The following is a 25,530-nucleotide window of genomic DNA, read 5'->3' on the forward strand; positions in this document are numbered from 1 at the left end:
TTTGTCTCCTCTTCCTTTTCTTTCATGGAGAATTTCATCTGTCTATTTGTAAAAACTCGTCTTATCCCCTAAGCTTCTACGATATTCTTCTTCATAGTCGTAGAGAGGAGTTGGGTAGTCTCCATCAAAATAAGCGACACAGAGACCGCCGTTCGGCGCATCTGTTTCGATGCCGATAGAATCAATCAAGCCATCAATCGAAAGATAGGTTAGGCTATCCGCACCAATGATTTGGCAGGTTTCTTCTACCGTATGATTAGCCGCAATCAACTCCTGACGCGTCTGGATATCAATCCCGTAGAAGCATGGATAAGCTAGCGCTGGACTGCCAATGGCAACGTGAACCTCAGACGCACCTGCTTCTTTCAAAAGCTGAACGATACGGCGAGAGGTCGTCCCGCGGACAATAGAATCATCAATCATCACCACACGTTTGCCTTTGACAACGCCTGAAACAGCAGACAGTTTCATCCGCACCCCTTGCTCCCGCAATTCTTGAGTCGGTTGGATAAAGGTGCGTTGGGTGTATTGGTTTTTGATGAGACCCATTTCATTTGGCAGACCAGATTCTTCTGCAAATCCCATAGCTGCGCTCAGCGAGGAATTTGGCACACCGACCACGATATCCGCTTCGTGCTTAAATTCACGCGCCAATTGGGCCCCCATACGTTTGCGAGCTGTATGGACATTGACCCCATGGATATTAGAGTCAGGGCGAGCAAAATAGATATACTCCATAGAGCAAATCGCCAACTGGGTATCATTCGTATAGCTATCGTACTGGATGCCATTGTCATCCACAATCACAATTTCTCCTGGTTTTACATCACGAATCCACTCGGCACCGATGACCTCAAAGGCGCAGGTTTCAGACGAAACCACCACCGCTCCGTTGGCCATTTTTCCGATGGAAAGCGGACGGAAGCCATTAGGATCAAGCACAGCAATCAACTTGTCCTCAAACAGCAGGATATAAGCAAAGCCACCTTTGACAAGGCTGAGCGCCTCTTTGATTTTGCCCATCAAGTTGGGATTGTGACTCCGACGAATGAGGTGAGCCAAGATTTCTGAGTCCGAAGTTGAACTGAAAATAGCTCCTCTTTGTTCCAATTCTTGCTTGAGCGATTCGGCATTGGTCAAGTTTCCGTTGTGAGCAAGTCCAAACTGCATATCATGAAAGCGAAAGAGGAAGGGCTGGATGTTATCCACAGAAGCTTCGCCAGCAGTCGCGTAACGAACATGCCCAATCGCGCTCGCTCCAGTCAGTTTATCCAAATTAGCTGGATTTCTGAACACTTCTGATAAAAGCCCCATATCACGATGACGCTTCAATTGCCCCTGATCATTGGAGAGGATTCCCGCCCCCTCTTGACCACGGTGTTGAAGACTGTGGAGACCAAAATAGGTCAATTTAGCAGCATCTGGATGCCCCCAGATACCGAAAACACCACATTCTTCATTAAGAGATTTTACTTCGTATGTCATTTTTTATACCTTTTATTTCCCTGTGAAATAACGCACAGCTGACGCGAACAAGTGCTGGTCTTTATTTCCTGGGATGTTTTGGAAGAGACCGTCTTCATAACGTTCTGAGTGGCCCATCTTACCGATAATTTGGCCGTTCTTGCTGGTAATTCCTTCGATGGCGTTGACTGAACCATTTGGATTGTACTTAGAATCCATGCTTGGTTTTCCGTCAAAGTCCACGTATTGGCTAAAGATTTGTCCATTATCACGGAGTTCCGCAAATTCTTCAGCCGTCACGACAAACTTCCCTTCTCCATGCGATACAGGAATAGCGTGGATATCGCCCACTTGCACCCCAGCCAACCATGGCGAGTTGGTATTGGCAATACGAGTTTCCACCATCTTGGCCATGTGCTGGTTGGCATCATTGTAGAAAAGGGTTGGGCTAGTACTAGTAGCATCCTCAAAGTTCCCGTATGGAAGAAGACCTGATTTAACGAGGGCTTGGAATCCATTACAGATACCAATAATCAAACCACCACGAGCGATAAAGCTATCAATAGCTACACGTACTTTTTCATTGAGAAGGATGTTGACAATAAACTTAGCTGATCCATCTGGCTCATCTGCAGCTGAGAAACCACCTGCGAAGAAAAGGATGTTAGCCTTGCCAATATTGTCAACCATGGTTTCGACTGACTTGACAATGGCTTCTTCATTGAGTGTCACGAATGGCACCAAGTTGACCTCTGCACCTTCTTTTTCAAAGGCCTTGGCTGAGTCATATTCTGAGTTGGTTCCTGGGAATACTGGGATGTAAACCACTGGTTTTTCAATAGTTTCTTTAGCTTTGATGTTTGCGTTAGAAGCGACAGCTGGCACTTCAGCCAATTCTTTTGCTTGGGTAAATTCTGTTGGGTAAACTTCTTCCAGTTTGCCTTGGAAGACACTGTCAAGTTTCTGTCCATCTAGCTTCACACCGTTGACAAGGAGTGTAAAGTCTGCTTTTGTTTGTCCAATTTTCTCTACTCCAGCAATCTCTTCAGGAGATGTGAAGACAAATCCGCCTAATTGAGCTGTCAAGGCTGTTTCAAGTTCAGGCAAGGTCACCTCTGCACCAATATGGTTCCCAAAAGTAGCAAGAGCCAAGCTTTCAAGAACACCTCCGTATTTGACAGCTGATGCAGATGGCACTTTGTGGTCAGCTTGGATGGCTTCAAACTGAGCAAAGTTTTTCTTAATCAAGTCAAAATCAATCTCTGCAGAGAGGGCTTGACCTGGGATGTAGTAGATGTTTTCACCAGCAGTCTTGAACTCAGGAGAAAGCACCTTACGGCTATCTGCTGTTGTCACCCCAAAGGCAACCAAGGTTGGCGGTACCGTCAATTCTTCAAAAGTACCAGACATGGAGTCCTTACCACCGATAGATGGCAAACCAAGTTGGATTTGTGCTTCGATAGAGCCTAGAAGAGCTGCTACTGGCTGACCAAAACGCTCAGCTTGTTTGTCCATCCGCTCGAAATACTCTTGGTAAGAGAATCGAGCCTTAGACCAGTTGGCACCAGTAGCCACCAAACGAGCAGTCGCTTCGATTACTGCATAGGCAGCACCGTGGTATGGAGACCATTCTGCTACATAAGGGTTGAACCCTTGCGCCATAACAGAAGCAGTTGTTGTCACACCATGTTGGACTGGCAATTTCTGTACAGAAGCTTCAGTTGGTGTAATTTGGTAGCGACCACCAAGTGGGTGATTGACCGTTGAACGACCGACCGAGCAGTCAAAGATGGTCTGCAAGCCTTTTTGACTCGCATGGTTAAGATCATCCAAGACTTCAAGAGTATCAGCTTCAAGGTTTTCGGCAGATGTTTGACGTTCTTCTGGAAGCTTGACATCCTTGTCTACCACTTTGGCATCGACAACCACGCGCACACCGTTTGTATCAAGGAAACGGCGTTCCAAGTCGACGATGGTTTCACCATTCCAGTGCATGACAAGATTTGGTTTTTCAGTCACTGTTGCCACAACAACCGCGTCAATATTTTCTTTATTACATTCTGCAACGAAGGCATCTACGTCTCCAGGACGCACCACAACTGCCATCCGTTCTTGTGATTCAGAAATAGCAATTTCCGTACCGTTCAAACCTTGGTATTTAAGAGGAACCTTGTTAAGGTCAATTTCAAGACCATCTGCCAATTCACCGATAGCCACACAGACACCACCTGCTCCAAAGTCATTGGACTTCTTGATCAGACGAGTGACATCTCCATTACGGAAAAGACGTTGAATCTTGCGTTCTTCGATGGCATTCCCTTTTTGAACCTCAGCTCCAGCAGTCTCTACAGACTCAACTGTTTGAACCTTAGAAGATCCTGTCGCACCACCGACACCATCACGCCCAGTCTTACCACCTAGCAAGATAATCACATCACCGGCTTCCGGTTTTTCACGGACAACATTGCCCTTTGGAGCCGCACCAACAACGGCACCCAACTCCATGCGTTTAGCTACAAAGCCTGGGTGGAAGTACTCACGAACATAGGTCGTCGCAAGCCCAATCTGATTCCCGTATGAAGAATAGCCATGAGCTGCTGTTTTCGAAATGACTTGTTGTGGCAATTTACCATCGCGAGTTTCCGAAATCGGAGTTGTAATATCACCAGCGCCTGAGATACGCATAGCTTGGTAAACATAGGAACGGCCTGACAGCGGGTCACGAATGGCTCCACCGATACAAGTAGCAGCCCCACCAAATGGTTCAATTTCCGTTGGGTGGTTGTGGGTTTCGTTCTTGAACATGAGGAGCCAAGGTTCTTTGACACCATTCACATCCACCTCGATTTCAACCGAGCAGGCATTGATCTCATCAGACACTTCCATGTCATCCAAACGACCATTAGCACGCTCATAACGACCGAAAATAGTCGCCATATCCATCAAGGTTTGTGGTTTCTCCGAACGTCCCAACTCATCACGCATGGCAATATACTTGTCATAAGTCACCTGCAATTGCTTTTGGAACTTAGAAGCTGAGAAATCAATGTTCTTCAACTCTGTCTCAAAAGTCGTGTGACGGCAGTGGTCAGACCAGTAAGTGTCCAAAACCTTAAGCTCTGTTTCCGTCGGCACGCGCCCGATTGACTTGAAATAGTCTTGGATAAAGAGCAAATCGTCCACTTCCATAGCCATCCCTTGCTCTGCCTTGTAGCGGGCAAAGTCTTCTGCTGTATAGCTTTCAAAGAAATTTAATTTAGGAATAGTCTTGTCTGACTCAGAAAATTCCTGCTTGGCAATCCCTGTCGTGATGTCCTTGAAACGAGAATCAACTGGATTGAGCAGGTAGTTCTTGACCGCTTCCAACTCAGTCGCATCAATATCTTTATTGACCAAGTAAAGTTGAGCTGTATTGACCGTTACATCACTTGAACTTCCAAGCAACAACAAGGCTTCCTGTGAAGAAGCTGCACGTTGGTCAAACTGTCCTGGCAGACTTTCAATGGCAAAGAAAGCATAGTTGGCAAGATCAGCCTGCACAGTCGCTTTGTCTAAGACATAATCTGTCACTTGCTCAGAGAAGATGTGCTTCTCTGCAGGTGCAAACAAGTCCTCTGCCAAATCAAAGACATCATAAACTTGCACGATGCGAATACTTTTCAAGGTTGAAAGTCCCAAGTTGTGCTGGAGCTCTCTCACCAAACTCTCTGACTTGACTTGAAAATCAGCCTTTTTTTCAACAAAAATACGTTTATTCATCAATTCTTATTCCTTTATTTCAGCTCTTGCAATGTTCCCAAATGACCTTGAAGGTGTTATTTTAAACCTTGCAACTTTTCCCAGACAATCTCGTAGACGCCGGTTAATTTACCTAGCCCCCCGACGGAGCGTAAAGGTCCGGAGGACCTTTACAGCCTGAGTCCTTACATCTGAAAGACGAAGGTTTTCCGTTTCTAACAGCTTATTTCAAACCCTGCAATTTCTCCCAGACGATCTCGTAAACGTCTGTTAATTCTCCGAGACCTCTACGGAAAACATCCTTGTCCATGTGGTTGCCATCTGCATCCCACAAACGGCAGTTATCTGGTGAAAACTCGTCTGCCAAGATAATCTTGCCATCCTTGTCAAAACCAAACTCTAGCTTAAAGTCAATCAATTTGAGGCCAATCTCAGCAAACCAAGCCTTCAAGAGCTCATTGATACGACGGGTTTCTTCCTTCAAGTAAGCAATCTGCTGGTCATCCGCAATTTTAAGGAATTTCACATGCTCGTCATTGATAAAGGGATCATCCAAATCATCATTTTTATAGTAAAATTCGACAATTGGAGTCTCAAATGCGATACCTTCTTCTACGCCAAAACGTTTTGAAAAGGAACCAGCCGTGTAGTTGCGGAGCACAACTTCCAAAGGAATAATCTCCACCTTTTTATTGAGTTGTTCCGTGTCCGAAATTTTCTCCACAAAGTGAGTCGCCACACCAGCCGCATTTAATTTCTCAAAAATAAAAGATGAAATCTGATTATTCAAGACTCCCTTGCCCGCAATCTGCTCCTTCTTGATACCGTTGAAGGCAGTCGCCTGGTCCTTGTAAGTTGAAATAATGAGATTTTCATCCTCTGTTGTATAGATGTCTTTAGCTTTTCCCGAATAGATTAGTTGTTTTGACATTTTAAAGTTCGCCTTTCGTTTTACTTGAGCACATTCTACCACAAAAGTATGAAAAATTCAAGATTTTTACGAATAAATAACGTTTTCCTATTTTAAGCATAAAGAAAAACTGCAAGATAAGCTTCTCTTACAGTTTTAAAATCATTTAACTCTAAAAACACGAACATTACTCTTGGTTCAAAAATTGATCCAAATAATAACGTAGATAACTTTTCCTGCCTGTAATCATCTGCAGGCGACCTTCCACCCCATAGCGAAGTTGTTCTGCCTGCTCAGGAGTCAGACTGGTCTCCGCCTCTATTTTAAAGAAATTTCCCTTTTCAGTCTTGGTAGCTGTCGCATCAATATTCGTAATGGCAGAAACAAGAACGAGCTCTTTGTTGGCATCTTTGCTTGTAGTGAAACGAACAGAATCACCGACCTTGAGCCTTGCAACATCTTTTGAACTGAGATAAGCTGTGAGTTTAGTTTTACCTTCTCGTTCCAAGGCTGGGTAGAGTTGAGCGAGCAAGGTGCCTTCTGCAACCATGGTAGAATCACTGGTTTCAGGATTAAGGTGAAGCACACCGTCCTCGCTTGCTATAATTTTCCCCTTGTCCAGCAGACCTCCTTGGACTTTCTTACCCGACTCTGCCTCCAAAATTTTCTGATCCAAAAGGGTTAATTCTTGACCGACTTTAACTAGGTGCTGAGACTTGAGGGATTCAAGCTGACTATCCAGTCCACTTGCGTAGGCTTGTTGAGCTCCAGAACCCGCATACTGCACACGATAAGTAGCTAAACCAGACTCTAGCTGGGCGATTTGTGCATCCACCTGAGCAATAACTTGCGATTTAGCTCGTGGATCTTCTGCACCTTGATTTTTATAGGTCTGATAAAATGAGTAGGCTACATTTTGACTATCCAGTTGATCTCCTGTTTCAATCGCCGACTTAGCTGTCTGGTAATCGCGAATTTTAGCCTCTGTTTGACTAATGAGGTTGCCGATTTCGGCTTGGGTTTGACTAGCTGCCGCATTCTGCGAAGAGATGTTGGCATTTTGCTGCGAAACATTGCTCCTAAGACTACTAGCTTGGCTGAGATAGTCTCGAAACATCTCCTGATATCCAAACTTATCCTCCTCTGGAAAGTGGTTCTCCCCTTCTTGCAGGCTCTTCTGCAAATACTCCAACTGCTTTTTTTGATCCTTGAGCATGTCCAACTGACTAGCATAGGCCTCCGCTTGGACAGCTTCCGCCCCTTGCTGGTACTGAACGAGTAGATCACCCTGCTTGACAAGTTTGTTCTCTTCTAGATAATTGGCCACAATACGTTGATTGCTAGTCGACTGGATGTTGGAAATGATTCGACTAGGTTCGATAGTAGCTCTAGTAGACAAACTAATCTCCTTCTCTGCAAAGACTGCAAATCCAAACAGAAACACGAGCAAAAGCGACATGGGTACAATCACGCGACTGGAAAAATTATGGTAACGACGATGGTAAAACTCTGCGCTTTCTAAAAATTCTGGTTTCATCTTCTCCTCTTTCTAGCTATTGACCAAATGGGCGTAAAATTCACCTCGGGCAAGCAAGTCTGCATGGTTGCCTTCTTCGACAATCTTGCCCTGATCCAAGACAACAACCTTCTCTGTCCGCTCAGCAATGGTCAAACGGTGAGCAATGAAAATCAAGGTCTTGTCTAAAGCCATGAGATTATCCACGATCCGCTTCTCTGTCAAGATATCCAGACTGCTGGTCGCCTCGTCCAATATCAGAACAGGCGCATCCGTTAAAAGAGCACGCGCCAAAGCAATTCTCTGCCGTTGCCCCCCAGAAATACCTGCCCCATCCGAAGTCAATTCTGTCTGATAATTCAGCGGCATCCGCTCGATATCTTCTCGAATCTCAGCCAATTCAACCGCTCGTAAGATATCTTCCTGAGTCGTCCCTTCCTTGGCTCCAAGGAGCAGATTCTCCAAAATCGTCCCATTAAAGACATAGGGCTGTTGAGGTAGGTAGTTGATATACTGACGCAAGGCTTTTTTATCAATCTGATTGAGATTGACACCACCCAGGCTAATCTCTCCCTGACTAGGGTCATAGAAATTAACCATCATCTTGGCCAAGGTCGTCTTACCTGACCCTGAAATCCCCACAAAAGCTACCTTAGACCCTTGCGGAATGGTCAAATTGATATCCGACAAGACATCACGACCATAGCCATACTTATAGTGAACCTGCTTGAAGGTCATCTCTCCCTTCATCATGCTCAAATCTTCTACCGTTTTCTTCTCCTCAAACTCCGAAGCTACTAGATAAACCTCATTGAGACGATTGTTAGCAACTTGCGCTGTCTGAAGTTTGGTTTGTAGGTTGATGATATTTTCCAAAGGATTGGTAAAGTAAACGAGCAGGGTGTTATAAGTGATCAGCTGGCCTAAACTCATTTTCCCATCCATGACAAGAATAGCTCCCAGCCAGAGAACGGCAACATTGAGCAGGAGCTGGGCAACTTTTTTCAGTGCCTTTTGCTGGCTTTCTGCCCGACTATAGGTAAAAGATTTTTTCAGATAAGCCACAAATTCCTTATCAATCTTTTGATAGCGCGAACTCTCACTGGTCAAAGATTTAATGGTCTCAATGCCGTTGATGTCCTCGATGATAGAAGAAGACAGAACCGCATTGGCTTCCATAGTGTCCCGATTCATCTTTTCAAAAGGCTTCATAAAGGCAAAGATAATCGCTGTATAAATGGGAAGTGCAAGCAGACTAATGAAAAAGAGCGTTATATTTTGTGAAAACAAGACCAGCGAGATAATCAAAATCGTCGACACATCTAGGAAAATCGACAGAATGGTCGATGCCAGCGCATCGATGATACTATTGGCATCTGTAAAACGAGACACGATTTCTCCTGTCCTGCGTGTCGCGAAAAAGGACATCGGCAGGTGAAAAACATGCTTGATGTAGGACAAAATCACGTCAATCGACAAGCGTTGCCCAAGGATTAGTAGAAGATATTCCTGGGCATAAGACAAAATCTGCTGGAGGATATAGACGATGACCAGCCCAATAGAGATAATACCCAGTGTCGAGCGCATTTGGTCTGGCACGTAACTATCAATGATCGACTGGAGATAGTAGGAGCCCACGATATTAATCAAGGTCACCAAGAATGTCGCTAGGACGATATTGGTAATTAAGCCACGCTGTTTGAGTAAGATTGGCAAGAAGGATAGGAGCCCCTGTTTTTTCTCCTTATGTGGTTTATAGTCTGGAGACGGAGCCATAAAGAGACTGACTCCTGTCCATTCTTGCGCAAATCGCTCACGGGAAATCTTGGTCAACTTAACACCAGGATCTGGATCAGCGATATGGATTGTCTTCTTGTCCTGACCTGTTACCACATAATAGTGGAGCAATTTCCCGTCCTTGAGCACATGGGCCACAAAAGGGAAGGTCAAATCTGGCAAATCAAAGAGCGTCATATCTGCCTTGATAGCCCGCGTCTCAAAACCAATCTCCTCTGCTACCTTTACAAGACCCAATGCAGTTGTCCCATCCATGGTCGTCTTAGCTAACTCTCGCAAGTGAGCCAAGGAGTAATAACTACCATAGTAGCCAAAGACCATGGCCAAGGAAGCCACGCCACAATCCATCTGATCCACTTGGGGACGATAGTGCCTTTTCCCAAATTTCATATCCATCTCCTTTTTTCTAATAATCTCTTAAAAACTTTGTAAGATTATTTTAGCTAAACAAGAAAGAAATAAGGGAATTATTTCTGAAAAAACAATATCCTCACCTGAACAGCACTTTTGCCAAAGAAAATAGGCAGAACAAGGGCCCTGCCTAGAATATTCAATTACACAGATTTTTTACCTTTCCCACTTCTTTTGTGAATAGCGTATAAAACGATAAACGCAAACACAGGTGGCACCATATAACTACTTTCACTCATTGTTAGCTGGAATCCAAGAGTTGCTAGAATCCCAAAGATGAAAATATTCATCAAAAACAGGAAAGTAAATAGTAGAACATATTTTACAATCCTATTCATTCTATTCTCCTTTTCTTTCTCCTTGGCCCCGATAAAGTAAAATAAAAACCACTAAGAACAAGGAAATCGTAGGCAAATCAAAATATTCAAACCATGTAGGTAGATGTATCTTGTTTATATCAGCCATGAGTCTAATAATTAGATAAGCCATCGAGCTAAACAATACAGTGGTCTCTGGCCAAGATTTTCGTAGTAATTGAACAACTTTCATCTCAAACTCCAATCTGATGGTCCATCAATTCCCAATCGTACTTTCTTTTGTTTTGTACTTGTATCCTACATAAAATAGACCAAGTAGAATTGGATAGGTTTCTGGATAAAACAAGGTATTGATCGGATTTTTCATAATCAAATACGTTGCGATATAAATAATGATCGATACGACAAAATACCCCTCAGCAAATCCTAATAAGAATTGTTTCATAGCAGACTCCTATTTACTAAAAAACAATCTACTATTTTTTATCCACCTCGTGCTGCCGACTGATAACCATTATATGCCCCCCAAGCTAACAGTCCGATAGCCAAAATACCACCACCAACCACAAGTAACACTCCCCCACCATCAACTCCTTGTAATTCAATATCACTTAACGTAGTATAATTTTGTTCAATAGTTTGTAAATTTGACATATTTGTCCTCCATTTTAATAATAAAAATTAGTTTTCTTTTAATACACCGATAATAATCATCAATACACTCATAACAAATGCAGACAACAGGCCTTTAGTAGTACTGTTGAAAAAAGGTCTATCAAAAACGTAATAATTATATGCAGACAATCCTAAACCAACGGCAGTCACCACAATTGTAATAACGAGTAGTATAATCCAAAATGTTTTCTTGCTCATATTTATCAAAAACTATGGATGAGTAATGTAGTAGAATGTTTTACCAGCAGCTTCACCAACTTGATAAATCCCCCAGCCAATCGCAATACCCACAGAGACTACCTCCCAAGCAATTCCCCCATTCACATCCGTCAATTCTTCTTCTGTAAGAGCTGCAAAGTTCTGTTCCATGTTGTCAAAGTTTGTCATCTTTTTCTCCTTTATTTCTATTTTTTAGTTTACGACTTCTAGCTCTTAAATCATTTTAAAAACCAGATTGGGTAAATTACTGAAATCTTTTTTTCTTCCTGTTCTTCTCACTTATCTATTCGAGAAGTGATCTAAAATGAACAGGTAAATTTCATTTATTTTAAATACCATTTGATAAACCATGGCAATAAGATTGGCAAATACATCGCGTAGTCTCCTTCCTTTCTCTTACCTTATCTATTCGAAAAACAATTCGAAAATGAACAATTCATTCATTTTTATTTTAAAAGCCACTTAATGAACCACGGATAAAGAACAGTCACATACATAAACATTCCTCCTTTTATCTTTCTCATCTCTTTATTCGTAATTCCCACTAAAAATTTTTCTTCTTTCTGCAAACAAAAAAGCAACATGCAAATCATGTTGCTTTTTGCTATTCTTTACTTTTGACAACTGCTACAACATCTCCTACACTTTGCAGTTGGTCAATTTCTTCATCACTAATTTCAATCCCAAATTCATCTTCTAGTGTCAAGACGAACTCCATCAAATCCACTGAGTCCGCATCTAGATCATCTTTCAAACTCAAGGCCTCTGTTACGACAAAGTCCTCTCCTTGTCGCTCTTGGATAATGGTTACAATACGGTCAAAAATTTCTTTTTCTGTCATCTTTTTATTCTCCTGAAAATTCACGCGCAGTCTGGGCAACTACGTCTGTTTCTAGCATGGTACGAATCTGGCGAATCGTACTATACACAGCCTTGGCATCACTTGAGCCATGAGTCTTGACAACCGGTGCCTTAACACCAAACAAGACCGCTCCACCAACATCTGAATAGTTGAGTTGCTTTTTCAAACCTTTAAGGCTATCCTTGAGAAGAAGAGCACCTAGTTTCGCTCGAAGACCACCACCTGTGATAGCTGTCTTAAGCAAGCCCATGATACCCATGGCTGTCCCTTCAATAGATTTGAGCACAGCGTTTCCCGTGAAACCATCTGCCACAACAACATCCGCAACGCCATTCATCAAATCACGCGCTTCCACGTTTCCGACAAAATTCAAGCTTTCATCCGTCGCTAGCAAGGCGTAGGTTTCCTTACGAAGAGGGTCACCCTTGCTACTTTCTGTTCCATTATTGAGCAAACCAACACGTGGTTTCGAAATCCCACGAACATTTTTCGCGTAAAAAGAACCCAAAACAGCGTATTGGTGCAGATGATGAGCTGTATTTTCTGCATTGGCTCCAAGGTCTAGCATGTCAAAGCCCTTGCCATCAATGGTCGGTAAGGTCGACATGAGTCCAGGACGGTCGATATTCTTGATACGACCGACAATGAAAAATCCTGCAGCCAACAAGGCACCTGTATTCCCAGCCGAGAGGACAGCGTCTGCCTCTCCTTCTTTGACTGCCTTAGCCGCTAATACCATACTGGCATTTTTCTTCTTACGAATAGCTTTTGTCGGCTCATCATCAAAATCAATCTTCTCATCCGTATGAATAATGCTGACGCGTTCTGTCGCTGTTAGATATTGCTTGATTTTGCTTTCGTCTCCATAGAGTTGAATCTCAATATCTGAAAAGTCAGCAAGGGCTTGATTGACACCCTCAACGATGGCTTGAGGTGCATAATCGCCCCCCATAGCATCTACTGCAATTTTTTTCATTTGTCTTCCTCTTTTAGTAATTGCCCCCAGTCTGCTAGGGAATCAATAAATTTCTTTGATTTTAGGTGAATTCCAACATACTCTTCGTAGATTTGATCTATAAACTTGCGCAAGTCTTGCTTAATTTCAGGCTTGAGCGAAATGGTCTCCAAGGTCTCAAAATCAATGGCTTGAAATTGATTGAGAAGATAAGGGATATTGGGATTGAGATGGCAACGTCTCTCATCTTCATGATAATGCTCTGGACAGAGGCAGGCTCCATATTTGAAAGAAAAGTCAAAGGCCTGACCGACCCGATGGCAAAAGACACACTCATTAAAATTGAGACTAATTCCAAATCGAGTCAAGATTTGAATTTCAAAAATATTGGTCAAAACCTGATAATCCAAACCCTCTTCCATCAACTCCAAAGTCTTTTGCAAAAAAGCAAACAAGGGAGCATCCTGCTGATTGTCCTGCACACTAGCATCTGCAAGAGCTGCTACGTAGGTCGCATAGGCCATGACAAAGAGATCGCTATTAATCTTTGAAAAGGTCATCACCTCATGGTAGTCCTCGATATAGCTGAGCCCATCATCATTGATTCGCAAGAGAAATCGTGCCAACACCAAGGGCTGAATAACAGGAGCTAGTTTGGACTGACCAGCGTGTTTGACGAAAAACATGCGCTTGCCAGCCTGCTCGGTAAAAATCTTGACTAACTTGTCATCCTCACGAAAATTACGATTGTAGAGCACCAAGCCTTGACTCGTGATAGACTGAATCATGCTTCTCTCATGTACTCCTCAAGTCGTTTCATGGCTTCTTTGATAGTCTCCATGCTAGCTGCATAAGATAGGCGAACATAGCCTTCTCCGTAGCGTCCAAAGGCGGCACCAGGGATAAAGGCAACAGCCTTCTTCTGAGCAAAATCCTTCAGAAAAGCAAAGGAATCTTGATTGTAGCCAGCAGGAATCTTAGCAAAGATATAGAAGGCACCGTCTGGTTTGATAATCTCAAAACCAAGAGCAGTCATTTTCTCGATAATATAATCACGACGCTGAATGTACTCCTTCTTCATAGGCTCCGCGTCGTTTTTACCCGCCGTCAAAGCCTCCACCGCAGCATGTTGAGCCATAGTGTTTGCGGCAGTTACCAAGTACTGGTGACTCTTGATTAACTGAGCTGTAAAGGCTACAGGAGCAAAGATAAAGCCTAAACGCCAACCTGTCATAGCATGAGACTTAGATAAACCATTGATAATAATAGCCTGATCTCTCAGCATAGTTCCCAAAGATACATGGGCTTCGCCTGTATAGGTTAATTCTGAGTAAACCTCATCACAGACAACGAAAATCTCATACTTGCGTAAAACGTCCGCCAAGGCTTCCAACTGCTCCCGACTATAGGTAATTCCTGTCGGATTGGCTGGATAGTTGAGAATGACCGCCTTGAGCTTGTCGCCTTGCTCCAAAATGGCCTTTTCCAACATCTCAGGAGTCAAGACAAAACCATTTTCAGTCGTATCAATCTCGACAACCTCTGCCCCAACTAGATTGACAATCGGCTCATAACCTGGATAGGCAGGAGCTGGCAAGAGCACCTTATCTCCCTCTTCCAAAATAGCTGTCAAAGTAGCCGATAAAGCCTCTGTCGCCCCAATTGTAACCAAGATCTCATTTTCAGGATTATAATCTAGCTGGTATTTTTCTTTTACAAAATCACTGGCTGCCTGACGTAATGTTAACAGACCACTCATCCCTGTATAGTAGGATTGGTTCTGGTCGATGGCCCGCTTAGCCGCTTCCTTAACATGATCTGGCGTTGTAAAATCAGGTTCCCCCAAGGTCAAACGCAGGACCCCAGGAATCTCCGAAATAGCCTGGTCAAACTGGCGAATCAAGGAAACTTGAATCTTGTCTAACTGTTTATTAAAGCGCTTAGTTAAGTCCATAGATACCTCCTACTCTCAAAACGTATCTCTATTATACTACAAAAGCCCCCCGACCGCAAAAATACATTATAGGATAGCTTTCCACTTTCTATTTTACTTTTCCTGTTTACAGGTCTATAATGGTAACAGATTATGATTGGAGGTTTTTATGTCATTTCTATCAAAAAATGGTGCAGGCATCTTGGCCTGCCTTCTCATTTCTATCATTTCTTGGTTTCTAGGAGGACTTTTCCCCGTCGTGGGTGCACCTGTTTTTGCAATCTTTATGGGAATGCTCCTACACCCCTGGCTCTCGCCCTACAAACAACTAGATGCTGGTTTGACCTTTAGTTCTAAAAAATTACTCCAGTATGCCGTCATCTTGCTTGGTTTTGGTCTCAATATCTCGCAAGTATTCGCGGTCGGGCAATCTTCGCTCCCTGTTATCCTCTCCACCATTTCGATTTCCTTGATTGTCGCCTACCTCTTCCAGCGCTTTTTTGATTTGGATACTAAATTGGCTACCTTGATTGGAGTGGGGTCTTCGATTTGTGGTGGTTCTGCCATTGCTGCGACAGCACCCGTTATCCATGCCAAGGAAAAAGAAGTAGCCCAAGCTATCTCCGTTATCTTTTTCTTCAATGTCTTAGCGGCACTCATCTTTCCGACCCTGGGAACTTGGCTACACCTATCCAACGAAGGCTTTGCCCTCTTTGCGGGTACTGCGGTCAACGATACTTCTTCTGTAACGGCCACAGCTAGCGCCTGGGACAGTCTTTACCAAACCAATACCCTTGAGTCCGCAACCATTGTTAAACTCACGCGCACCTTAGCGATCATTCCCATCACTCTCTTTCTCTCCTACTGGCAAAGTCGCCAGCAAGAAAATAAACAAGGCGTACAACTGAAAAAAGTTTTCCCACTTTTTATCCTTTATTTTATCCTAGCCTCCCTCTTAACGACTCTCCTTACCTCTTTCGGTGTGCCCAGTAGCTTCTTTACCCCTCTCAAACAACTCTCTAAATTCTTTATCATCATGGCCATGAGTGCCATCGGTCTCAAAACCAATCTGATTGCCATGGTTAGATCCAGTGGTAAATCTATCGTCCTCGGAGCCCTTTGCTGGATTGCCATCATCCTCACCAGTCTTGGCATGCAAGCATTGATTGGTACTTTATAACACAAAAAAGGTAGCCCATGGCTACCTTTTTATTGCTCAAGAATTAAGCGAGTATGTTCTCTCTTGATACAGCGATTCATCACAATGTCATCGCATCCCCCAGCACGCAGGATTTCTTCCGCTTCTAGATTTTCTAGCCCTAGTTGTGCCCAAAAAATCTTGGCATCAGCCTTGAGAAAATCACGCGCCACATCTGGTAAAAACTCGCTACGTCGGTAAACATTGACAATATCCACAGGATAAGGAATCTCAGCTAGGCTTGCATAGGCCTTTTCTCCCAAGATTTCACCACCTGCAGCTTTGGGATTGACTGGAATGATTTTGTAGCCTCGAGCCTGCATTTCCTTAGTCACTCGATTGCTAGTTGTTTCTTCACGATCGGACAAGCCTACTACCGCTAACGTTTTACTGGTTGCAAGATATTGACGGACCACACCATCACTTGGATTGATAAATTCTTGGCTCATAGAAATCCTCCTTTTTCATCAGTATAGCATATTTTACTAATATTGACTATATTTTACAATTCATCATATAAAAAACTTCTTAAATCTGTTTAAAGGATTTAAGAAGTTAAAAAATTATTTCTTTTTATTTTAGTTTATCTTGTTGCTTTATATGCAAGTTGATCACCATGTTGCTTCACAAACTCATTGATCTCTGAATCAGGAATTTGGCGAAGGTAAAGATTGGCACGAATAGTATCATCCTCTTCACGACAAGTTGAGAGGACAAGATACTTATCTGTAGCAGATACTTTTACATTTGGTTTCTTAACCTCTGCTGTATCATAAATTGTAGTTAACTGCTTTTCAAAATCTTTATCATCTTCAAAACTGGTACGATAGAAGGCTGTTTCTTCTGGTACAATAATCATCGCAACAGCTTCGTAGTAATACTTTCTATCGGGTGTTTCAATAACAACATAGGGGTGCTCATTAAAATATTCTTGACGACTATAGTAGTTCACATCATTAAACATACGATGATCACCAACCTTACTACCTCTAGCATGACCAAATAGCCAAGTTAAATGATCACTAAAATCTTTCTTATTATCAGCATCCATGAATACCGCACCCAAATAAGGTACCTGTTCTCCTTCAAAGGTCTTATTTAGATAGGTCTCATTATCCTTTGTTTGAACAACAGGCTCGTCTAACTGTGTTCCGGGAGCATAGACATAAGCAATTGTTTCAGAATTAGTTGCAGTTAAGCCCTTAAATCTATTTGAAAGGTATTCTTTTTCTTCTGCACTAACAACATAGGACGGTTTCGATGCTTCTTGAGTAACTTCTGGTTCGTTAGTTGTTCCCTTTGGAGTTGCAAAACTATTAAATACAAAATAGCCACCTATTGCAACAAGCGCTATTGTAAGCGCGGAGAGAATAATTTTCCAAATGGACCCTTTGGTTTTTTTAGAGCGTTTACTCATTTTTTCTCCTTCAACTATTCTACTATTATCAAAAAAATCACTGAAACAAAGTTTCAGTGATAGGATACTTCACCAAATAAATGAATTATTTAGCAGCGTGTGTTTTTGGAAGAGCTTTTTGACCAGCTTTTGCATCTACACCAGCTTTTTTAGCTGCTTCAGCAGATTTTTTAGCTTGATCAGCTACACCTGGTTTACCTTCTTCTGGTTTAGCAGATGGTTTATCAGCTGCTGCTTGATCAGCTGCTGCTTGATCAGCTGCTGCTTTACCATGTTCTTTCTCGTAACGAGCATTCTTTTGTTCTGGAGTTTCGTTCAAGATATAGTAACGTCCTTCTTTTTTCTTAGCTGTGTTTTGAACAGTTTGGAATTGTTGTACATATTTGTTACGTACGTTCAAGAATGCAGTGTTGAATGCTGCTTCATAAGCTGCTTTCTTTTCACCGTAAAGGTGTGAACCACCTTCAACAGCATCAAGTTCAGCTTTAGCTGCAACTACAGCAGGATCTTGTGCTGCTTCAGCTTTGATGTCTTCCATATGACCGTTAAGGTACTCTTCAACTGTACGAGCACTTACAAATTCAGATTGGTTTTCATATGCTTCGCGTGAATCATATGCTCCAGGAGTGTTAGCTCCACCATTGATATCTGCAAATGCTGGGGCTGCTGCAGAAAATACTGCAAGAGCTACTACTGATGACAATAAAACTTTTTTCATTGTTTCATCTCCTCTTTAATTTCTTATTTAATTTATAAGGCCTCGCCTTATTACCTAAAGTATATCATATATATGGTGATTGTCAAGTGTTTTTTTTATTTTTTTTAAAAAAATCTAATAAAGCAAAGAAAAATTTCGTTACACAATAGAAGAAAGCGTTTTTAATCTATGCCAACTAATAAAATATGTGCAAAAAGCGAACAATATGTGTTCTAACTTCTTTAGGTTTATGGATTTACTAAATCTACGTTTAGAATCTCTTATAAGAGATTCTAAAACAAAGTTTTCATTACTATTAGATTCTTATATAACTCACATATTTTCAGTTGTAAGTTTTAAATCTTTTTCTCAATACAAAATAGAGGAGAAAGAGGGCGTTTTTCGTGGATACGAACGATGGCATCTCCTAAGAGGTGGGCAATAGAAATCTGTTCAATCTTATCAATCAAACGCTCTTCTGGTAGGTATATAGTATCCAAAACAACCAATTTTTTAATAGCTGATTTTTGGATATTCTCCATAGCTGGCCCTGAAAGAACTGGGTGCGTACAGCTTGCATAAACTTCAACAGCATCTGCTTCAGCAAGAGCATCCGCCGCATGGCAAATCGTTCCAGCCGTATCAATCATATCATCAATCAAGATACAAGTCTTACCTTCTACCTTACCAATGATATTCATCACTTCACTGGTATTCATCTTGTCTACACTACGGCGTTTATCAATAATCGCAATCGGAGTTTTCAAAAACTCTGCCAATTTGCGAGCACGAGTCACCCCACCATGGTCTGGGCTGACAACAACATAATCTTTCCCAACCATTCCACGACGTTCGAAATAATCCGCGATCAATGGAGCACCCATCAAGTGATCCACAGGAATATCAAAGAATCCCTGAATCTGTGCAGCGTGCAAATCAATCGTCAACAAACGATCCACTCCAGCCACTTCTAGCATATTTGCAACGAGTTTTGAAGTGATTGGCTCACGCGCTCTCGCTTTTCTATCCTGACGTGCGTAACCATAGTAAGGCATGACAACGTTGACAGATTCTGCACTAGCTCGCTTCAAGGCATCTACCATGATCAAAATTTCAAGCAGATTGTCATTTACAGGTGAGCTCGTTGATTGTAAGATAAAGACGTGTTTTCCACGGATTGATTCTTCGATGTTGACCTGAATCTCTCCATCTGAAAATTGGCGAACAGTCGATTTCCCCAACTCTATCCCAATCTCTTGTGCCACACGCTCTGCCAATTCTCTATTAGAAGAAAGGGCAAACAGCTTTAAATCAGAAAAAGACATGATTTCCTCCGGTATTTATGTATCACTTGTTTTTCACAACATTTTCCATCTACCATTGTAGCGCTTTTCCCTTTATTTTTCAATCAAAAATAAAACAAGGGCAAACATTTATACCCTTGTTTTTTGCTACTTTATATTAGCTACATTAAAATTAAGATTGCTACATTTGAAGTAGCAATCTTATGCTAGGATTAGAAATTCTGCGAGATAAAGTTAGTATACTTCTCTCATACTCCCTGTATCCACATCATAGACAGCACCTGAAATAACCACATCATCAGGAATCAGTGGAGATTCTCGAAGCAATTGCATATCCTCTCTCACACTCTCTTCAACATCCTGGAATGGTAAAAAATCTTGATCAAACACATCAACCCCGAGTTCGTGCTTCAAATGCTCTTGAAAAGCCTCATTTTGAAAGGTCTGAGCTCCACAGTCTGTATGGTGAAGCACCACAATTTCACGTGTGCCCATTTGTTGCTGAGAGATCACCAGAGAACGAATCATGTCCTCTGTTACTCTGCCGCCAGCATTCCGCAAGATATGAGCATCCCCAAGTGCTAAACCTAAAGCTTGCGCGACGTGTAGCCGTGAGTCCATGCAGGTCACAATTGCTACTCTTGTTTTCGGTTTAAGTGGCAGATTTAATTTCCCATGAAGGGCAACATAAGCCTGATTGGCTTGCATAAACTGTTCAAAATACGACACGATTTCCCCCTTAAAATTTGATAATCAAATATTTCCCCTATCTTATCATTTTTGAGAGGATTTGTCACAGATTAAGCAAAGACCATTTTCAAAACTTCCTGAATAGTCGTCACCCCAATGACCTGAATTTCTTGAGGTGGTTTAATGCCTGTCAAGGAATTCTTAGGTACATAAATTTTTGTAAATCCAAGTTTAGCAGCTTCATTGATGCGCTGCTCGATACGATTCACACGCCGAATCTCTCCAGTCAAGCCTAACTCTCCTACAAAGCATTCCTGAGGATTGGTTGGCTTGTCTTTATAGCTCGAAGCAATAGCAACCGCAACAGCTAAATCAATAGCAGGTTCATCTAATTTGACACCACCAGCAGATTTGAGATAGGCATCCTGATTTTGCAAGAGAAGCCCTGCACGTTTTTCCAAAACAGCCATAATCAAACTAGCACGATTGAAATCAAGCCCTGTCGTCGTGCGCTTGGCATTCCCAAACATAGTCGGTGTCACCAAGGCTTGCACTTCAGCAAGAATTGGACGTGTCCCTTCCATAGTTACCACGATGGATGAACCAGTCGCCCCGTCCAAACGCTCTTCTAGGAAAACTTGACTCGGATTGAGCACCTCAACCAACCCACCTGACTGCATCTCAAAGATGCCAATCTCATTAGTGGAACCAAAGCGGTTTTTGACTGCTCTCAAGATGCGGAAGGTATGGTGGCGTTCCCCTTCAAAGTAAAGCACTGTATCTACCATATGCTCCAACATACGCGGGCCGGCCAGAGTACCTTCCTTTGTCACATGCCCTACGATAAAGATAGCGATGTTATTGGTCTTAGCCAACTGCATGAGCTCAGCTGTCACCTCACGCACCTGAGAAACAGACCCCTGTACCCCTGAAATCTCAGGAGACATAATAGTCTGGATAGAGTCGATAATGAGAAAGTCTGGTTGGATGCGCTCCACCTCTGCACGAACACTCTGCATATTGGTCTCTGCATAGAGATAAAACTCGCTATCAATATCCCCCAAGCGCTCTGCCCGTAGCTTAATCTGTTGGGCAGACTCCTCCCCACTGACGTATAGAACCGTACCCACTTGAGATAACTGGGTTGAAACTTGTAGGAGAAGAGTTGATTTTCCGATTCCAGGATCTCCCCCAATTAGGACGAGACTTCCTGGAACCACTCCGCCTCCAAGGACACGGTTGAATTCCTCCATCTCCGTCTTGGTTCGATTGACATTGATTGAAGTTACCTCAGCCAGTTTCATAGGCTTGGTTTTCTCACCTGCCAAGGACACACGCGCATTCTTGACCTCTGCAATCTCTACCTCTTCTACAAAAGAAGACCAAGATCCACAGTTGGGACAGCGTCCTAGATACTTAGGTGAATTATACCCACAATTTTGACATACAAATGTCGCTTTTTTCTTTGCGATGATAAACCTCTTTCTATATCTCTAACTCACACTCAATCACTTGGCAAAAATCAATCTTCTCATTTGCTACAAACTGGCGCATGAGCATATTGTGAGTTACCACTATCACGGTCTGATAATCTCGATACTTAGCCATGCATTCTAGAAAACGAGACTTCATCTCTTCAGCTGTCTCATATTGAACAGGACTATTAGGAAGTAACTCTCCCTTATTTTCTAGAAACATAGTACGAGCTTTTTCAAAATTATCTGTGCCACTTTTATAGACCTGCCATTCATGCAATAATGGCTCCACTCTCAAAGGAAGTCCAGTAACACAAGCTACATAAGAAGCCGTTTCTAAAGCTCTTGTGACTGCAGAAGATACAATTATTTCAGCCGAAGGGAGTAAAGTATTGGTGCTCAGTCCCTGTGCCTGCTGCCGTCCCTTCTCAGACAAGGGGGCCAAATCTATCCCAAATCCCGTATAAGAACGCTCCTCTAACTCACGGTAATCTGGCTCTCCGTGGCGTACAAAAATAATCTTCATCCTAGTGCCCTGTCGATCCAAATCCACCTGTTCGAACACCATCCGCCTCATCTCCATCTGCAATTAAGAAAGGCGCAAAGACAGCCTGAACTACACGTTCGCCAACTTCAAGAACCACTTCCTGATCAATAATATTTTTCATCTGAGCAAAGATATGTCCTTCATTCCCTGGATTGCCATAATAGTCTCCGTCAATGACACCCACAGAGTTAATCAAGACCAAGCCTTTTTTACGAGGATTTGAAGAACGATCATAGAGGTAGAGAACCTCTGTCGGTTGCATATAAGCCTTAACTCCTGTTGGGACGAGAACAATCTCTCCTGGAGCAATCACAGTGCGTTCGGCAACCTTTAAGTCATAGCCAGCTGCATGAGCTGTCTCACGCTTAGGCAACAAATTTTCATCTGTAAAACTCGAAACCAATTCAAAACCACGAATTTTCATATTTTTCTCTTTTCTATTATCATTTATTCTAGGCTATTTTATCTTATTTATTCGAAAAAAGCACGAAAAAAGAGCACACAATTCACACTCGCTTAGGGCTGCTGGATTCCTCCCCTGACCCGCTTCACGCAGAACTGTTGCTCCACTGTTTATTATACCACATTCCCCTCTGTTTTTAAAGAGAAATTATTTTTTCCGTCGATTTCGGAAAAAATCCTGCATAATTGCTGCACACTCACTCTCCAAAACTCCCGTTGCAACCTCTACACGATGATTGAGACGCTCATCTGTCAAAATATCGTACAAGCTTCCAGCTGCACCAAATTTCTGATTCTTAGCCCCGTAGACTACCTTTGGAATACGGGCAAGCCCGATTGCCCCACTACACATCACACAGGGCTCAATGGTCACAAAAAGGGTACAATCCAGCAGACGCCAACTTTCTTCACTCGCGTTCGCATTCTCTATGGCCATGATTTCTGCATGCATAACCGCCCGTTGCAACTCTTCGCGCGCATTATGCCCCCTACCAATGATTTCTCCATCCTTGACAATCACACAGCCAATTGGAATTTCATCGTGTTCTAGAGCAATTTCTGCCTCCTTCAAGGCCTCTCTCATGAAGCTTTCTTTTTCTTCAACTGTATAATGCATCAATTTTTCCTTTTCCTACTTGTCGATTCTATTATTATATCATGATTCCCAAGACAAAAAAAGCCACCCAATGGGGTGACTTAATAGGGAGATTATTATGAAAAAGAAAAGTTTAGGATTTTGCTACAACAAGTTAGGAGGTCTTCTTGTAACTGTCTATAGTATACCCAACCTCTCTTAAACTAATCTTAAAAATCTCCTATGACCAAACACTTTCTAAAATATTGGTTTGTTCACGACCAGGACCTACTGAGAATGTTGAGATGCGAACACCAACCAACTCACTTACACGACGAACATAGTTGCGTGCATTTTCAGGAAGGTCTTCTAAATTACGGACTCCAGTGATGTCTTCTGACCAACCTGGCAATTCCTCATAGATAGGCTTGCAACGTTTCAACTGCTCGAGGCTAGCTGGATAGTAGTCAATACGTTGACCATCAAGATCATAGGCCACACAGATTTTCACTGTATCCAAACCACTCAAAACATCAATAGAGTTCAATGAAAGATTGGTAATACCAGATACACGACGACTATGGCGCATCACAACTGAGTCAAACCAACCCACACGACGTGGACGGCCAGTTGTTGTACCGTATTCATGACCTACTTCACGAATGCGATCCCCTACTTCATCAAATAATTCAGTTGGGAAAGGTCCATCTCCTACACGACTTGTGTAGGCTTTACATACACCTACAACCTTGTCAATCTTACTTGGACCAACACCAGACCCAATTGTCACACCACCAGCGACAGGGTTTGACGACGTAACAAATGGATACGTACCTTGGTCAATATCCAACATAACACCTTGCGCACCTTCAAAAAGCACACGTTTGCCATTATCAAGCGCATCATTTAAGATAACAGACGTATCTGTCACATACTGCTTGATTTGTTGGCCGTACTCATAGTACTCTTCAAAAACATCATCAATTGAAATAGGAGTACTGTCATACAATTTTTCAAACAGACGATTCTTTTCCGCAAGATTGCGTTCCAAACGTTCACGGAAAATATCCTTATCCAAAAGATCAGCAATACGAATCCCAACACGAGCAGCTTTATCCATATAGGCTGGACCAATACCCTTGATAGTTGTCCCAATTTTATTGTCGCCCTTAGCTTCTTCTTGTAGACGGTCTAATTCAATATGATATGGCAAAATGACATGCGCACGATCCGAAATGCGTAAATTATCTGTTGTCACACCTTCATCATGAAGATAGGTCAATTCTTTTACTAGAGATTTAGGGTTTACAACCATCCCGTTCCCAATAACAGAAATCTTTTCGGGGAAGAAAATACCTGATGGAATCAAGTGTAACTTAAATTTCTTGCCATCAATCACAATTGTGTGACCAGCATTGTCACCACCTTGATAACGAGCAATCACTTCTGCATTAGCTGAAAGAAAATCTGTAATTTTCCCTTTACCTTCATCACCCCACTGGGTACCAACAACAACAACTGAAGTCATAGTAAAACTTTGTCTGAGCCGTGTGGCTCTTCCTTTCTCATATACATGGCAGGAGTCTCACCTGCAATTATATCTTACAATTTATTATAAGAAAAAAACACTATTTTATCAAGAAGAAACACTAGAAAAGATTTGGAATTTCTGTAAATTATAAAAATCCTAACCTTAAATTTTAAATAAAATCCTTAAATTCACAAATTCAATGCTGATTATTGTTCGTGATAAATGATATATATGAAACTCACTAGTTTAGAGTAGTGCCTTCTAGCAAGAATTTATCTAAATACAAGCGATAGGCCGTCTGAAAATGATATAAATAAAAGTCTTTAACACTTGTAATTCTAAATCTTATCAAGTAATAAAGTAAAAAACGAAGATGAAGTGATTCCCACTCAGCACGACTCTGACCTAAAGAAGCATATTCTTGTTCAACTAATTTCAAAAAGACAAATGCTCTATCATAAAAATTTTGAAGCATATAAAAAATCCCTTTCTTATTATTAACACTAGTCTAACAAAAATAAGAACTAAAAAAGCTTCAAATCCTATAAAAGTAGAATTTAAAGCTAAACGGACTAAAAATAAAATATAGAGGCATTTATAGATGAAAAAATTAAGTTTTGAATTTTGAGAAGTTTACTTTATTTATAAAATAAAAAACGTTCGATTGAACGTTTCTAATAGTACTCCGCCAGTAGGACTCGAACCTACGACATCATGATTAACAGTCATGCGCTACTACCAACTGAGCTATGGCGGATAAAAGCTAAGCGACTTCCATATCTCACAGGGGGCAACCCCCAACTACTTCCGGCGTTCTAGGGCTTAACTGCTGTGTTCG

Annotated in this window: 25 protein-coding genes, 1 tRNA gene and 1 other RNA gene; 1 reads left to right on the top strand and 26 read right to left on the bottom strand. The window is 42.1% G+C overall.

What is annotated here, in order from left to right:
• Positions 1-42: 42 nt before the first annotated feature.
• From purF to I2H52_RS08205, 13 genes are all read right to left on the bottom strand, one after another.
• On the bottom strand, positions 43-1,485 hold the full coding sequence (gene purF, locus I2H52_RS08145) for an amidophosphoribosyltransferase (RefSeq protein WP_195594978.1): 1,443 nt from the start codon (positions 1,483-1,485) through the stop codon (positions 43-45).
• A gap of 12 nt (positions 1,486-1,497) precedes the next feature.
• Entirely contained in the window at positions 1,498-5,223 is a 3,726-nt protein-coding gene (locus tag I2H52_RS08150) for a phosphoribosylformylglycinamidine synthase (protein WP_045616621.1), read from the bottom strand.
• A gap of 202 nt (positions 5,224-5,425) precedes the next feature.
• Positions 5,426-6,133 (bottom strand): phosphoribosylaminoimidazolesuccinocarboxamide synthase, encoded by a 708-nt coding sequence (gene purC, locus I2H52_RS08155; RefSeq protein ID WP_045616620.1) that lies wholly within the window; start codon positions 6,131-6,133, stop codon positions 5,426-5,428.
• A gap of 166 nt (positions 6,134-6,299) precedes the next feature.
• A complete protein-coding gene (gene comB, locus I2H52_RS08160) occupies positions 6,300-7,649 on the bottom strand; it encodes a competence pheromone export protein ComB (protein WP_045616617.1) in 1,350 nt (449 codons plus the stop codon).
• A 12-nt stretch (positions 7,650-7,661) separates the two neighbouring features.
• Complete coding sequence (gene comA, locus I2H52_RS08165; protein ID WP_045616615.1) at positions 7,662-9,815, bottom strand: peptide cleavage/export ABC transporter ComA; 2,154 nt, start codon at positions 9,813-9,815, stop codon at positions 7,662-7,664.
• A 164-nt stretch (positions 9,816-9,979) separates the two neighbouring features.
• Positions 9,980-10,174, bottom strand: coding sequence for a hypothetical protein (locus I2H52_RS08170; RefSeq protein ID WP_045616613.1), 195 nt, complete (start codon positions 10,172-10,174; stop codon positions 9,980-9,982).
• 235 nt (positions 10,175-10,409) lie between these two features.
• On the bottom strand, positions 10,410-10,598 hold the full coding sequence (locus I2H52_RS08175) for a hypothetical protein (RefSeq protein ID WP_033583546.1): 189 nt from the start codon (positions 10,596-10,598) through the stop codon (positions 10,410-10,412).
• Between the two features lie 38 nt (positions 10,599-10,636).
• Complete coding sequence (locus tag I2H52_RS08180) at positions 10,637-10,807, bottom strand: H354_08695 family bacteriocin-like peptide (protein ID WP_045616610.1); 171 nt, start codon at positions 10,805-10,807, stop codon at positions 10,637-10,639.
• 231 nt (positions 10,808-11,038) lie between these two features.
• Positions 11,039-11,215, bottom strand: coding sequence for a bacteriocin (locus I2H52_RS08185; RefSeq protein WP_045616608.1), 177 nt, complete (start codon positions 11,213-11,215; stop codon positions 11,039-11,041).
• Between the two features lie 436 nt (positions 11,216-11,651).
• Positions 11,652-11,888, bottom strand: a complete 237-nt coding sequence (locus I2H52_RS08190; protein WP_000136441.1) for an acyl carrier protein — start codon at positions 11,886-11,888, stop codon at positions 11,652-11,654.
• Positions 11,889-11,892: 4 nt separating this feature from the next.
• Positions 11,893-12,885, bottom strand: a complete 993-nt coding sequence (gene plsX / locus I2H52_RS08195; RefSeq protein WP_045616606.1) for a phosphate acyltransferase PlsX — start codon at positions 12,883-12,885, stop codon at positions 11,893-11,895.
• Positions 12,882-13,652: a DNA repair protein RecO gene (gene recO, locus I2H52_RS08200; RefSeq protein ID WP_045616605.1), complete on the bottom strand. Its 771-nt coding sequence runs from the start codon at positions 13,650-13,652 to the stop codon at positions 12,882-12,884. The genes plsX and recO overlap by 4 nt, the downstream gene beginning before the upstream one ends.
• On the bottom strand, positions 13,649-14,818 hold the full coding sequence (locus I2H52_RS08205; protein ID WP_045616604.1) for a pyridoxal phosphate-dependent aminotransferase: 1,170 nt from the start codon (positions 14,816-14,818) through the stop codon (positions 13,649-13,651). Before I2H52_RS08205 ends, recO begins: the two co-directional genes overlap by 4 nt.
• 148 nt (positions 14,819-14,966) lie before the next feature.
• Between I2H52_RS08205 and I2H52_RS08210 the strand changes: the two genes are divergently transcribed.
• Complete coding sequence (locus I2H52_RS08210; protein WP_007522544.1) at positions 14,967-15,977, top strand: YeiH family protein; 1,011 nt, start codon at positions 14,967-14,969, stop codon at positions 15,975-15,977.
• Positions 15,978-16,006: 29 nt separating this feature from the next.
• Here I2H52_RS08210 and I2H52_RS08215 read toward each other — a convergent pair whose 3' ends face one another.
• From I2H52_RS08215 to I2H52_RS08270, 13 genes are all read right to left on the bottom strand, one after another.
• The gene (locus tag I2H52_RS08215; protein WP_195594980.1) at positions 16,007-16,444 is read right to left on the bottom strand and encodes a CoA-binding protein; all 438 of its coding nucleotides are present in this window, start codon (positions 16,442-16,444) and stop codon (positions 16,007-16,009) included.
• Between the two features lie 134 nt (positions 16,445-16,578).
• Positions 16,579-17,412 (bottom strand): class B sortase, LPKTxAVK-specific, encoded by an 834-nt coding sequence (gene srtB / locus I2H52_RS08220; RefSeq protein WP_007522541.1) that lies wholly within the window; start codon positions 17,410-17,412, stop codon positions 16,579-16,581.
• Between the two features lie 85 nt (positions 17,413-17,497).
• Positions 17,498-18,130 carry an amylase-binding adhesin AbpA gene (gene abpA / locus I2H52_RS08225; RefSeq protein ID WP_007522539.1) on the bottom strand — a complete coding sequence of 211 codons (633 nt, stop codon included), beginning with the start codon at positions 18,128-18,130 and terminating at the stop codon, positions 17,498-17,500.
• 335 nt (positions 18,131-18,465) lie between these two features.
• Positions 18,466-19,434, bottom strand: coding sequence for a ribose-phosphate diphosphokinase (locus tag I2H52_RS08230; protein WP_045616599.1), 969 nt, complete (start codon positions 19,432-19,434; stop codon positions 18,466-18,468).
• Positions 19,435-19,647: 213 nt separating this feature from the next.
• A complete protein-coding gene (locus I2H52_RS08235) occupies positions 19,648-20,142 on the bottom strand; it encodes a beta-class carbonic anhydrase (protein ID WP_045616598.1) in 495 nt (164 codons plus the stop codon).
• Positions 20,143-20,213: 71 nt separating this feature from the next.
• Positions 20,214-21,575, bottom strand: a complete 1,362-nt coding sequence (gene radA / locus I2H52_RS08240; protein WP_071788303.1) for a DNA repair protein RadA — start codon at positions 21,573-21,575, stop codon at positions 20,214-20,216.
• A gap of 13 nt (positions 21,576-21,588) precedes the next feature.
• Positions 21,589-22,146 (bottom strand): histidine phosphatase family protein, encoded by a 558-nt coding sequence (locus tag I2H52_RS08245; protein ID WP_195594982.1) that lies wholly within the window; start codon positions 22,144-22,146, stop codon positions 21,589-21,591.
• The gene (locus tag I2H52_RS08250; protein WP_045616596.1) at positions 22,106-22,549 is read right to left on the bottom strand and encodes a dUTP diphosphatase; all 444 of its coding nucleotides are present in this window, start codon (positions 22,547-22,549) and stop codon (positions 22,106-22,108) included. The genes I2H52_RS08245 and I2H52_RS08250 overlap by 41 nt, the downstream gene beginning before the upstream one ends.
• Before the next feature lie 54 nt (positions 22,550-22,603).
• Positions 22,604-22,703: signal recognition particle sRNA small type (ffs, locus tag I2H52_RS08255), an RNA gene on the bottom strand.
• A 32-nt stretch (positions 22,704-22,735) separates the two neighbouring features.
• On the bottom strand, positions 22,736-23,203 hold the full coding sequence (gene tadA, locus I2H52_RS08260; protein ID WP_045616594.1) for a tRNA adenosine(34) deaminase TadA: 468 nt from the start codon (positions 23,201-23,203) through the stop codon (positions 22,736-22,738).
• A gap of 199 nt (positions 23,204-23,402) precedes the next feature.
• Complete coding sequence (locus I2H52_RS08265) at positions 23,403-24,689, bottom strand: adenylosuccinate synthase (RefSeq protein WP_045616593.1); 1,287 nt, start codon at positions 24,687-24,689, stop codon at positions 23,403-23,405.
• Positions 24,690-24,933: 244 nt separating this feature from the next.
• Entirely contained in the window at positions 24,934-25,167 is a 234-nt protein-coding gene (gene comW / locus I2H52_RS09760; RefSeq protein WP_045616591.1) for a sigma(X)-activator ComW, read from the bottom strand.
• Between the two features lie 208 nt (positions 25,168-25,375).
• Positions 25,376-25,449: transfer RNA gene (locus I2H52_RS08270), tRNA-Asn, on the bottom strand.
• Positions 25,450-25,530 lie beyond the last annotated feature (81 nt).

Origin of the sequence: Streptococcus oralis, assembly GCF_015561235.1 — a bacterium.
Classification (GTDB): Bacteria; Bacillota; Bacilli; order Lactobacillales; family Streptococcaceae; genus Streptococcus; species Streptococcus oralis_BK.

Excerpts from the sequence above, each read along its gene's own strand:
- srtB (WP_007522541.1), bottom strand. The coding sequence starts at position 17,412 with ATGAGTAAACGCTCTAAAAAAACCAAAGGGTCCATTTGGAAAATTATT.
- I2H52_RS08250 (WP_045616596.1), bottom strand. The coding sequence starts at position 22,549 with ATGAAAATTCGTGGTTTTGAATTGGTTTCGAGTTTTACAGATGAAAAT.
- I2H52_RS08205 (WP_045616604.1), bottom strand. The coding sequence starts at position 14,818 with ATGGACTTAACTAAGCGCTTTAATAAACAGTTAGACAAGATTCAAGTT.
- I2H52_RS08185 (WP_045616608.1), bottom strand. The coding sequence starts at position 11,215 with ATGACAAACTTTGACAACATGGAACAGAACTTTGCAGCTCTTACAGAA.
- purC (WP_045616620.1), bottom strand. The coding sequence starts at position 6,133 with ATGTCAAAACAACTAATCTATTCGGGAAAAGCTAAAGACATCTATACA.
- recO (WP_045616605.1), bottom strand. The coding sequence starts at position 13,652 with ATGATTCAGTCTATCACGAGTCAAGGCTTGGTGCTCTACAATCGTAAT.
- I2H52_RS08150 (WP_045616621.1), bottom strand. The coding sequence starts at position 5,223 with ATGAATAAACGTATTTTTGTTGAAAAAAAGGCTGATTTTCAAGTCAAG.
- abpA (WP_007522539.1), bottom strand. The coding sequence starts at position 18,130 with ATGAAAAAAGTTTTATTGTCATCAGTAGTAGCTCTTGCAGTATTTTCT.
- I2H52_RS08230 (WP_045616599.1), bottom strand. The coding sequence starts at position 19,434 with ATGTCTTTTTCTGATTTAAAGCTGTTTGCCCTTTCTTCTAATAGAGAA.
- comA (WP_045616615.1), bottom strand. The coding sequence starts at position 9,815 with ATGAAATTTGGGAAAAGGCACTATCGTCCCCAAGTGGATCAGATGGAT.
- I2H52_RS08215 (WP_195594980.1), bottom strand. The coding sequence starts at position 16,444 with ATGAGCCAAGAATTTATCAATCCAAGTGATGGTGTGGTCCGTCAATAT.
- I2H52_RS08265 (WP_045616593.1), bottom strand. The coding sequence starts at position 24,689 with ATGACTTCAGTTGTTGTTGTTGGTACCCAGTGGGGTGATGAAGGTAAA.
- comB (WP_045616617.1), bottom strand. The coding sequence starts at position 7,649 with ATGAAACCAGAATTTTTAGAAAGCGCAGAGTTTTACCATCGTCGTTAC.
- I2H52_RS08180 (WP_045616610.1), bottom strand. The coding sequence starts at position 10,807 with ATGTCAAATTTACAAACTATTGAACAAAATTATACTACGTTAAGTGAT.
- I2H52_RS08175 (WP_033583546.1), bottom strand. The coding sequence starts at position 10,598 with ATGAAACAATTCTTATTAGGATTTGCTGAGGGGTATTTTGTCGTATCG.
- plsX (WP_045616606.1), bottom strand. The coding sequence starts at position 12,885 with ATGAAAAAAATTGCAGTAGATGCTATGGGGGGCGATTATGCACCTCAA.
- comW (WP_045616591.1), bottom strand. The coding sequence starts at position 25,167 with ATGCTTCAAAATTTTTATGATAGAGCATTTGTCTTTTTGAAATTAGTT.
- I2H52_RS08190 (WP_000136441.1), bottom strand. The coding sequence starts at position 11,888 with ATGACAGAAAAAGAAATTTTTGACCGTATTGTAACCATTATCCAAGAG.
- I2H52_RS08245 (WP_195594982.1), bottom strand. The coding sequence starts at position 22,146 with ATGGTGTTCGAACAGGTGGATTTGGATCGACAGGGCACTAGGATGAAG.
- I2H52_RS08170 (WP_045616613.1), bottom strand. The coding sequence starts at position 10,174 with ATGAATAGGATTGTAAAATATGTTCTACTATTTACTTTCCTGTTTTTG.
- I2H52_RS08210 (WP_007522544.1), top strand. The coding sequence starts at position 14,967 with ATGTCATTTCTATCAAAAAATGGTGCAGGCATCTTGGCCTGCCTTCTC.
- tadA (WP_045616594.1), bottom strand. The coding sequence starts at position 23,203 with ATGCATTATACAGTTGAAGAAAAAGAAAGCTTCATGAGAGAGGCCTTG.
- purF (WP_195594978.1), bottom strand. The coding sequence starts at position 1,485 with ATGACATACGAAGTAAAATCTCTTAATGAAGAATGTGGTGTTTTCGGT.